This window comes from Neptunomonas sp. (assembly GCF_041601355.1).
GTDB lineage: Bacteria > Pseudomonadota > Gammaproteobacteria > Pseudomonadales > Balneatricaceae > Neptunomonas.
This window is the reverse complement of record NZ_JBFIIH010000133.1, coordinates 1-10,355: the sequence shown is the minus strand read 5'-3', so window position 1 is coordinate 10,355 and position 10,355 is coordinate 1. Positions and strand designations below refer to the sequence as shown.

The following is a 10,355-nucleotide window of genomic DNA, read 5'->3' as shown; positions in this document are numbered from 1 at the left end:
CCGGTGCTGTCATTATGGATACCGCCACCGAGACCGGCGCTGTTGCCGCTGAGGGTAACATTGGTCAGCGTGGCAGTGCCGCGGTTGAACAACCCGCCACCTTCGCTGGCGCCACCACCGGTAGTGGTATTGCCGGAAATGACCACATCGGTCAGATTGACTATGGCGTTGTTGTAGATGCCTGCACCATCCACCGCCTGGTTACCGCTGAGTATGACCCGGTTGAGGGTCAACGCACCATCGCTATAGACGAAAATCGCCCCCCCTTTGCCCTGATCACCACCACCACTCGCCACCCCGCCCTGCAGCGTCAGTTCCGACGCATCCAGGCTACTGGACTCGCCGATGTAGAAAATGCGATCGCTGCCACCAGCGTCTATAATCGTCGTCGCGGCATCGGCACCGACCAACGTGATCGCCGAGGTGACCTGCAGTTCGCCCAGGCTCAGGTTATAGGTATTGGCTGCCAGATTGATCTGGTCGGCTCCGCCCCAGGCGTTAGCTTCCATAATCGCGGCTCGCAGGCTGGTATTGCCGCTGCCATCCAAGGCAAAGCCATCGCCCAGGTTGGCATCGACGGTATCGTTGGTGGTGTCAACGACAAAGGTGGCGAGGGTGCCCTGCCAAAGTTGCTGAGCCACGACGCTGACTGCCAACTGTGCTTCAATCTCGCCCGACTGATATTCCAGATCCCAGTCGCCACCCAGCGCCTGAGCACCGGTTTTATCGTCACTGGCGGCCACATCGGCACCACTTAAGCGTTGCAAGGTCTGCACAAAATCAATGCCTGCTTCACTGGATGTGACATCACAGCCATAAATCAGAATATCCGCATCTTCCGTCAATACAGCTGACCATTGGCTGATCTGATCTGCCTGTTGAGTCAGTGTGCCTGCATCAATCCAGGCATTGCCTAATTGAACGCCGTCGCTCTTACCATGCGACAGAATATGAACGGCATCGACCTGTGAATATTGCTTGAGCAGTTCAGAAATTTGGCTAATGCCGCCGCTATTCTGATCTACATAATGTATTTGATAATTGACGTCTGAATCCGCGGGAATAATCTGTTGCAACAGCTGTTGCTGATCACTCACTCCCGCATCAATAATGATAAGCTCGGTACGCATCTGCTCATTGTCAGGCGTGCTTATTAAATCGCTATCGCCAGGCTGAAGGCTGAATTGCGAATGGGAGGATTGCAGGTTATCGGATTGTTGACTGTCGAATTGCTGAATGCTGGAAAGAGGATCTTGCGAGGCAAACAATGTCGTAACAGAGGCGATATCTATCGATTCCAATGTCTCGCTAACCGCGCTAGCATCGCTATTGTCGGGTGTATCTTCGGACGTATCGCCGGATGCAGCGTCGGGTGAATAGTCGGGTGAATAGTCTTCATACTCAACACCCTCCTTTTGCAGTCCTGTCATCAACAGATCGACAGCGACTTCTGCAGCACCGAATGGATCGGCAGATAACATAATTCTGGGCTCTAACAGCTCCAGAAGATACGTCTCGTGCATAGATTTTTTATTTCGGCTGTTATCTGCGCTGGCCATTTACCGTCCCTACATACACTACGAAGATGATCGTTACTTATTGGAGTTTTCGGCTGTTTTTTCTGACACGCTTTTCCCGCTAGTTATAAACGGTTTTTGTCTGGTCAATAATAGAGGCGACCTTTGATTCGGCTATCTGCTCGACATCCAGCCATAGCTGAACCTTGCCGGTGCGACGCGCAACGACCTCACTACGGATACCTTTTTGCGTTAGGTTTTCATGTCTTACATTCGCCAATTCAGGGCCATCATATGCACCAAAAGATAGGCGACCGTTATAACTTCTGCGAGGCAGAACCTCCATACCGCTGACGCCACGCTGACGAAATTCCGCCATTAACTGTCGTTTTGATTGCGCATAATCCTCAGCCAGCAGTACTAAATACCCTTTGATAACAGACGATCCTTCATCACGGCGTGAATAGGTATAACCTTGGCTGGTGAGTATTTTGCCGACACTAAGTAGCGTAGATTCTTTATTAAAGGGCCCGAAAGAATGTTTTTGCAGAGACTCTTCAGGATCTGGCAACACCTCTGGAAGCGATCGCTGCTGCTCAACCGCTGCGTCAGTCTGCACAGCGGCCATTACCGGGCTGTTTTGAGTCGTGATTATTTCATCCAGCGGAGATTCTGCTGATGTTAGCGCCTTTACAGCTTCTGGTAAGGGAGTAGACGTCGCCCCAGGCGCGGCATCCGCCGCTAGCATGTCTGTTGTATTCTTCTGTATTTCAACGCTTTGATCTATTGTTGATGGTTCGAGCCTTAAAACACACTTCATACCGGCAGGAATCTTATTATCTGGATTCTGCATACTTAAGCGAACACCGAAGGTTCCGCTAGCGGTATCCCCTACCGGATCAATGATCATCACTTTCGCACTCAGCTTGGTGTTGGGCGCGATCTCAGCATAAACGCTTCCCTGCATGTTTTTTTGCACTTGGCCATAATGTTCCATGGGCAAAACTGCCTCAACGTGCAACGGATTCAACTGCACCAGGCGCATAATGGGTTGATCTTCTACATATTCACCTTCGGCTTTATAGACCTGCGCGACGACACCATCGAGCGTTGAATACACCTTTTTTTCTTCGAGCTGGGCAACAGCCCGATCAAGTTCCAATTGACGCGTTCGGAACGCGTCTTGCGCCTGTTTAAGACGCCAATAGGTGACTTTTTCTAAGCGTGCTGCTTCATCTTTATTTTGAGCAGATATCAGGTTTTTCTGTTTTAAGTCTCTGACTCTGCGGCTTTGCAGCTGATCGTATTTAAGATTGACCTGTTCAGCAGAGATCTCGGCGCTCATTTCAGAACGCACGCGGGACAATTCAACATTGGCCTGCTCCACACGCGAATTCAGTTCGCCCAATAACATGCCTTTTTTAACGCTATCACTCCGCTCGGCATGCAGCTTACCGATAAGGCCCGGCACCGCTGCACTGATATCAACCGTTTTACTCGGAATAATAACGCAGTCAACAGCGGGCAAAATGATTTCAGCCTGTACAAGGCTTGAGAAGCTGGTAATAGCAGCAACCTGAACTAAAAAACGTACACTCATTCGATGCCCTTTAAAATTGGGAGCCTAACTTTTAATCTGGATACCACAAGCGTAGCCTGTTTTTAATGAGACGGCGTAAAATTACGCAACCAACTCACCTCTATCCATGCCATAAACCTGCTCAACACAGTCGTTTCATTAAATACAAACTTTAACTGAGCATTAGCAGACCGATATGCCTTGTTATCGGCACCTTGCACGGAAACCTGAATTAAAAAATTATTTCTCATCGCCTTAGTACCACTGCTATCCCGACTATCTACAAGAACATCGCCGCCTTTCAAACTCCCCAGGAAGCGTGTCGGTAGTTGATCGCTGGCAGCAGGGATGACTTGCATCAGCGTGCCAGTGTAGACAGTACCGGGTTCTATTTTAAACATGACAGAAATATGCGATAAATTATCGCGTATTTTTTCAATATCTATCTGATCAACAATAGCCGTCACGATCACCGGCGAGTGATCATATATCAAGCCAATAACATCACCTCTGTTGTAATAACTCCCTTGCAGATCATCTCGTCTTGGCTGAACGAAAACGCCCTCGCCGGGAGCCGTCAACATCAGATGTGCGGCCTGCTTCGTTACCTCTGCCAACTCATTTTCAACAGCCACACGCTGATCATAAATATCAGCCGCCTGAAGTACATCTTTAGCGCGTATCTGATCATAGCGAGCGGTTAATTCTTCAATATCAACGCGAAGCGCCGCCAGCGTGTTAACCAACTCAGGATTATCTATTTCAAGCAATACCTGGCCAGACTGCACCTGCTCCCCATTACTGACAAAGACCTGTCTTATAAAACCGCTCTGATTTGTCTTAAGTTGTTGCGACTCATTCAGTACCACCACGCCAGATAGGGTCGTGCTGTATTGAAACTGCATAACGACACCTAACAAGATAACGAGCAAAATTGCGCCAACATATACACCCCAAAAGCGCACCTGCTGATCTTGTTTAACTGCCTGGCCATGGGTGTTAATAAAACCTTTAATAAGAGGGGTTACGATTTGCTGCGCAATCACCAAAAGCGCGAGCAGCACACCGAGGAAAAAAAACTTTGAACTCAAATAGAGGGCAATAAACAAACTAATGAAGATTCTGTAAGGAATAGCTAACACGCCGTATAGTGTCAGCCATTTATATTCATTTGCTGCAATATAATCGGTTGGTGCGGTAATGCTGAACAGATGTCTTTTAAAAAGACTACCCATATATTGTCTTGAGCGGCTATTAAGGTTATTGATTGATAAAAGATCAGACAATATATAATAACCATCAAATTTCATTAACGGATTCAGATTAAATACCAGTGTAGAGAAACTACCAATAAAGAATATATCAAATAGAATATCTGACAAAAATCCAACACTATCGATATTACACCATGCAATCCAGGCGCATGTGGCTATAAAAAACTCAATAAGCATGCCCGCCATACCCACCAATACCCGCTGATGTTTATACGGAAAATGATAACTGGAAGAAGCATTAATGTAAGGCAACGGCATTAACACCAAAAAAATAACACCACACTCTTTCGCCTCGCCACCAAACCGCTTAAGCGCTAATCCATGGCCGATTTCATGTAACACTTTTAAAGCGGGGTAAAGAACTAACATATAGACAATATTGAGGGGATCGAAGAACCGACTCGCCCAATGAAGCTGGATATCATTCCAATGGGTAGCAACCTGGCTTAACCCGTACCCCAGCAGTACGACAAAGACCAGCAGAAAACGCCCGCTCAATAAGAAGCCACCCAATAAACTCAATCGGTCTAACAGGCGATCCGGATTAAATAACGGAATTTTAACCGCCATAGGCTGACGTAAACTGGCAAGCCAATGTTTATTTTTTACTTTTTTATCAGGATTTTTAAGCACACCCATATTCAGCAATTTTTGTATGATGCTACTCAATTCAGAAACTTCCGTCTGAGCAGACATATCGTCGGTTTTTAAAGCCTGTTCTTCAAATACTTGTGTAACGGTTTTTTTACCATCAAAGCTGCAAATAAAGTCGTATACTTTTTTACTACAACGCAGGTATTGCGGCTGCTCACCTGCTGACAACAAATACCAGATTCCCTCGGGCGTTTTTTGCTCGGTGCACATCATCAATACATCTAACTGCAAAACAGAATCTTTTACTGTGTCGATAAAGCCGGGCTCCTCCACGCAAGTCGTCACAGCCATAACTTCCAAATAGCCACTTGTAACCAATCAATAAAGTGGTGAGTCAATACCCAGCCCAGCGAGTAATGGCCGACATCCACGCGCGCGATACCCTCCATCCCCGGGCGCAATAACTCTAACGCGACTGCCGGCAAATCAGCTTCAGCCAAATAAACAATTTGATTATCTTCTTCAAAAAAGAGGGGTGACGCTTTAGATAACGATATATCAAACACAGAATCAGGCAACGCCGCTAATTTTAGCGCGCCTTGCTGCCCTTCCTTAATAAAACGGATATCCGTCTCTTGGACACGCAGCATCGCTCTGTATTGATTAAGCGGTGCTATTTTAAATAACAGATCGCCGCTTGAGACCGGAGACCCTAAGCGGCGGCTTAAGTCCCCTTCTATGATCATGCCTGCAATCGGCGCTTTTAATGCAGTTTGCTCTAATTGAAGCTTAACCTGATCAAGCCTGGCTTTCGCTTGCTTCAGCTTGGCCTGATATACATTGGCCTGTGCATATTCCCGACCCGCTAATGCTTTTCTATAACCTTTTTCATGTTCCTGATACTGACTGGTAAGCCTTATAACTTCAATTTTCAACTGCTGATCATCTAACTCAGCAATAACATGGCCTTTTTCAACAATATCACCGGCTTTTAAAACAGCTGTCTTAATAAAGCCATCGAAAGGGGACACAATGGATTTTTGGACTTTTCCTTCAATAACGGTATCGACCGGTATCTGATAACTAACCGGTAAAAACAGCAGTGCGATTAAAAGTAATACCGCCACGCCCCATCGAAAAAGGCCAATAGAGATCAACCCCGCTAATTTATGCTTAATTGAGGACTCTGGCTCCAGAGCAAGATGACTCGATGGTTTTTCTGACTGCTTTTCGGGTAGCTTTTCTACTCCATGTTCAGGGCCTCTTTCTGCTACCTTTTCTGCCAACTTTTCTGAGACTGCCAAAAAATTTGCTTGCTGCTGTTCTTGCTGCATCCTCAACAGCTCGGACAACCAACGCACAGACCAACTCACCAAGCGTTTAACTGGCTCAACGGCATCAGGTTCAACTTTAATCGACAATGCCAATAAAACAGAGGATACCGAGCTACTGTCTTCTGCAACGGGCAAAACCAGCGTTAATAATGGCGCTGTATAGGTTGTAAGCTGAGAGTGGCGCGGTGCTGCAAAAGCTAAACTTTCCAACAGCTGCGCATCAGGAGCATTGGCTTTTGGCCAACTGACATACTTATCGCCAGTAGCCTCTGTATATTTGAAAATTGCACTCTGTGTGTCGGGCACCATTTGACACACTAAGTTTAGCCATTGCTTGTATATGGACAAATTAACTACCCGTTCTGCTCTTTAACCGTTTTGTTTCAAATCCTCGTGCTAACTATAGTTGAAACTTGCGGACTTGCATGATCAACCTCGTCAAACTACAGACAAAGTACAGGCAAACCAGGGCATTAGCCGAAAAACATCCGTGAGAGCCTTGAACGGTGTTCATTTGGGCCTTGGGATATCCAGAATTTTGCCGAAAGTGGTATATTCATTGCCGCCCAGACGCCCGATCGGATCGACCCGGGAAGCGTCGATTTTTAATCGACCGCCGGGTGCTTGCAAAACAATGTCATCATCCAGCCAAATCTTTTCAATTAACCCAAAAACCAGATGCTGATCATTATTACCCATCTTTTTTTCTTCATAAAAACGGCAATACATAGCGATTTTCGGGCCAAGTACTCGCGGTAAAGAAAAACCTTCCACACTTTCAGTGTTCAACCCACACAGATCAATCTCGGATTCTCCGGCGCCCAACACACTGGCGCTTTTTGTAACCTGCCCAGCCAGCTCTGAATTAGCAATATGAATAACAAATTTTTCGCGTTCTTTTATATTTCGATACGTATCTTTTTCACCGCCATCAGGCTTTTTGCCAACCGATATCATCATGATAGGCGGATCACTGCAAACCGCTGAAAAGTATGAAAATGGCGCTAAATTATATTCACCATTCCGGTGCTCAGTTAAGACCCACGCAACGGGTCTGGGAATGATGATCTGAGTCAATGTATGGTACACAGAATTATCACTCATTAAGTCTAAGTCTAAAAACACAGGCCACTCCGAAAAATATAAAAAATACTTTTTTATCAATAGATTAAAAAATAAAAAAAACATTTATAACGCAACTGCAACATGAATAATATATCAAACAAATGATTTTTTACATGAAAATTAATACTCTTGACATTCTGGCCAGCTTGAACCCAATCGGCCTATACTAATGTTGTATTAAAGAGGTAGAGAAGAGTTAAAGAATTCCTACCGCCTACATAATTATAATAGGAGGCACGTCATGTTAACGTATGAAGAATGCTTAGATATGTGCGATATCAACCAAGATGAAGTATCTGCAATCGCTGAGCATGAGCATGTTGATCCGATAATTGCCTTGGCAATGGGTCAGTATTTATGTTGTCACAATGGTGAGAGCAAAATTCAAGCTATCATTCTTGATGATATAAAACATGCAGAAAAGATAGGTAATACAGAACATGCGAATGTATTGAAAAAAGTACTGGCACATTTTATTGCAACCCACCCTGCTACGTCTGAAGCTTGCGCAGCAAAATAGTGTAACGTGAATGTGAGATAAGATCTGCAAGCAGGATGCGTCACTTATAAGAAGCTGGCCGCCGCAATGACGGCCAGCTGCACGGTTTATTCTTTGGATATAAAAACCCTGACAAACAAGAAAAAAATACCCGGACAGAGCCGGGTAAAAGCAAGAAAACGGTGCGCAAATTACGCACCAAAGGGCACAGGTCATACCAGCACACTGTGGGATTCAACAATGCTTTACTACAGAAAAGCCTAACAACCGCCAGGCTTATCCAGAATCAATTCAACAACGAACTGAAGCGTAAACTCAGAGCTGTTGCTCTAATTGTGGTACCGCTTCAAAAAGGTCGGCAACCAGTCCGTAATCAGCCACCTGAAAGATAGGGGCTTCTTCGTCTTTATTAATAGCCACAATAACTTTAGAGTCTTTCATACCGGCAAGGTGCTGAATCGCGCCAGAGATACCCACGGCAATATAAAGATCAGGGGCAACAATTTTACCTGTCTGCCCAACCTGCATATCATTAGGCACAAAGCCGGCATCCACCGCTGCACGAGAAGCACCGACCGCTGCACCCAGCTTATCGGCCACTTTTTCGATCAGCGCAAAGTTTTCACCGTTACCCATACCCCGTCCACCCGAGATAATGATGCGAGCTGAGGTCAGCTCCGGACGATCCGACTTGGCAATTTCCGCACCGACAAATGCCGATGTAGCTGCATTATGCAGCATAGACACAGCCTGCACTGCTGCACTGCCGCCTTCAGCAGACGCGGCATCAAATCCCGTGGTACGCACAGTAATCACTTTAATGGTGTCTAGCGACTGCACCGTCTCAATCGCATTACCGGCGTAAATCGGACGATCAAACGTATCTGCGCTTTCAACACGAATGATTTCAGAGATCTGCGCTACATCCAACAAGGCTGCAACGCGCGGCATAAAATTCTTAGCCGATGTTGTCGCCGCAGCAACGATGTGCGTGTATTCTTTTCCTAACTCATTAATCAGCAGTGAGATATTTTCTGCAAGCTGATGTTCATAACAGGCATCTTCAACCAACAGCACCTGACTAACACCCTGGATCTTAGCCGCCGCATCCGCTACAGACTGGCAACCTGCACCAGCAACCAACACATGCAGATCACCACCCATCTGTGCAGCAGCAGCCACTGTGTTCAACGTAGCGGACTTCAACTCACTGTTATCATGTTCCGCAATAACCAGAATAGCCATCAGATCACCTTCGCTTCATTCTTCAGTTTGTCTACCAATGCCTCAACAGAAGCCACCTTGATACCTGCTTTACGCTCTGCCGGGGGCGATACTTTAACCAATCGTGTATGGCTTTTAACATCAACGCCAAGATCCGCTGGTGTTTTAACGTCTAATGGCTTTTTCTTAGCTTTCATGATGTTAGGTAAAGAGGCATAACGCGGCTCATTTAAACGCAAGTCTGATGTCACAATTGCCGGCAGTGTCAATGAAACGGTTTGCAAACCACCATCGACTTCACGGATCACCTGGACTTTATCGCCATCAACTTTGACGTCAGAAGCAAATGTTCCCTGAGGATAACCTGTCAATGCCGCCAGCATCTGGCCTGTCTGATTATTATCAGTATCGATAGCCTGTTTACCCATGATAACCAAACCTGGTTTTTCATCATCGACTACTTTTTGTAACAATTTAGCAACTGTCAGCGATTCCAGTATCTCATCCGATTCAACAAGAATTGCACGGTCTGCGCCAAGAGCCAATGCAGTGCGTAACTGCTCCTGACACACCTTACTACCCAAAGAAACAGCAACCACCTCGGTAGCTATACCGGCTTCTTTCAAGCGAACCGCTTCTTCGACAGCAATCTCACAAAACGGATTCATGGCCATTTTGACATTGTTTACATCAACATCGCTGTTATCAGACTTCACACGTACTTTGACGTTGTAGTCGATTACACGCTTGACTGTTACCAGAACTTTCATGGCGGTTACCTTTTATTCAACGGATAATTATTCAACTGATATTTATTCAACTGATAGTTATTCGACTTGAGACAAATGCCTGTAAATCATTACAAACATATAAGTAGATTCCCGTATATTAATGATATTCAGTAATTTTTCAAGCCGTTCAGCTAAGCCTAAGGTCTAATTTTGCTAGAAATCAGTTTATATGGATACGGGTTTTTACTTATAATATATCCAATAAAAAATATCGGTATCATTTTTTGGAACCGGATACATACATACGAACAAGGGGAGACGAACCGTGGAACGCGAATCAATGGAATTTGATGTCGTCATCGTAGGTGCCGGGCCAGCGGGATTATCTGCTGCGTGCCGCTTTATGCAGATGGCCAATGAACAAGAACAGGAATTAACCGTCTGTGTGGTCGAAAAAGGTTCTGAGGTCGGTGCACAT

Annotated in this window: 9 protein-coding genes; 2 read left to right on the top strand and 7 right to left on the bottom strand. The window is 45.7% G+C overall.

The window, feature by feature from the left end:
• The 5 genes from ABY436_RS16680 to ABY436_RS16660 form a co-directional block, all read right to left on the bottom strand.
• Positions 1 to 1,559, bottom strand: a 1,559-nt coding sequence (locus tag ABY436_RS16680) for a DUF4347 domain-containing protein (protein ID WP_372740058.1), incomplete at its 3' end; no start/stop codon positions are given.
• Between the two features lie 79 nt (positions 1,560 to 1,638).
• Positions 1,639 to 3,117 carry an efflux RND transporter periplasmic adaptor subunit gene (locus ABY436_RS16675; RefSeq protein ID WP_372740057.1) on the bottom strand — a complete coding sequence of 493 codons (1,479 nt, stop codon included), beginning with the start codon at positions 3,115 to 3,117 and terminating at the stop codon, positions 1,639 to 1,641.
• A gap of 62 nt (positions 3,118 to 3,179) precedes the next feature.
• Complete coding sequence (locus ABY436_RS16670) at positions 3,180 to 5,309, bottom strand: efflux RND transporter periplasmic adaptor subunit (protein ID WP_372740056.1); 2,130 nt, start codon at positions 5,307 to 5,309, stop codon at positions 3,180 to 3,182.
• Complete coding sequence (locus ABY436_RS16665) at positions 5,306 to 6,607, bottom strand: efflux RND transporter periplasmic adaptor subunit (RefSeq protein ID WP_372740060.1); 1,302 nt, start codon at positions 6,605 to 6,607, stop codon at positions 5,306 to 5,308. The genes ABY436_RS16670 and ABY436_RS16665 overlap by 4 nt, the downstream gene beginning before the upstream one ends.
• A 201-nt stretch (positions 6,608 to 6,808) precedes the next feature.
• The gene (locus tag ABY436_RS16660; RefSeq protein WP_372740055.1) at positions 6,809 to 7,402 is read right to left on the bottom strand and encodes a flavin reductase family protein; all 594 of its coding nucleotides are present in this window, start codon (positions 7,400 to 7,402) and stop codon (positions 6,809 to 6,811) included.
• Positions 7,403 to 7,664: 262 nt separating this feature from the next.
• Here ABY436_RS16660 and ABY436_RS16655 point away from each other — a divergent pair, with 262 nt between their 5' ends.
• A complete protein-coding gene (locus ABY436_RS16655; RefSeq protein ID WP_372740054.1) occupies positions 7,665 to 7,943 on the top strand; it encodes a hypothetical protein in 279 nt (92 codons plus the stop codon).
• Between the two features lie 294 nt (positions 7,944 to 8,237).
• Here ABY436_RS16655 and ABY436_RS16650 read toward each other — a convergent pair whose 3' ends face one another.
• The gene (locus tag ABY436_RS16650; RefSeq protein WP_372740053.1) at positions 8,238 to 9,167 is read right to left on the bottom strand and encodes an electron transfer flavoprotein subunit alpha/FixB family protein; all 930 of its coding nucleotides are present in this window, start codon (positions 9,165 to 9,167) and stop codon (positions 8,238 to 8,240) included.
• Entirely contained in the window at positions 9,167 to 9,916 is a 750-nt protein-coding gene (locus ABY436_RS16645; RefSeq protein WP_372740052.1) for an electron transfer flavoprotein subunit beta/FixA family protein, read from the bottom strand. Before ABY436_RS16645 ends, ABY436_RS16650 begins: the two co-directional genes overlap by 1 nt.
• A 301-nt stretch (positions 9,917 to 10,217) precedes the next feature.
• On the opposite strand from ABY436_RS16645, the gene ABY436_RS16640 reads away from it, so the two are divergent.
• On the top strand, positions 10,218 to 10,355 hold a 138-nt coding region (locus ABY436_RS16640), incomplete at its 3' end, for an FAD-binding protein (RefSeq protein ID WP_372740059.1).

Excerpts from the sequence above, each read along its gene's own strand:
- ABY436_RS16675 (WP_372740057.1), bottom strand. The coding sequence starts at position 3,117 with ATGAGTGTACGTTTTTTAGTTCAGGTTGCTGCTATTACCAGCTTCTCA.
- ABY436_RS16665 (WP_372740060.1), bottom strand. The coding sequence starts at position 6,607 with ATGGTGCCCGACACACAGAGTGCAATTTTCAAATATACAGAGGCTACT.
- ABY436_RS16660 (WP_372740055.1), bottom strand. The coding sequence starts at position 7,402 with ATGAGTGATAATTCTGTGTACCATACATTGACTCAGATCATCATTCCC.
- ABY436_RS16655 (WP_372740054.1), top strand. The coding sequence starts at position 7,665 with ATGTTAACGTATGAAGAATGCTTAGATATGTGCGATATCAACCAAGAT.
- ABY436_RS16650 (WP_372740053.1), bottom strand. The coding sequence starts at position 9,167 with ATGGCTATTCTGGTTATTGCGGAACATGATAACAGTGAGTTGAAGTCC.
- ABY436_RS16645 (WP_372740052.1), bottom strand. The coding sequence starts at position 9,916 with ATGAAAGTTCTGGTAACAGTCAAGCGTGTAATCGACTACAACGTCAAA.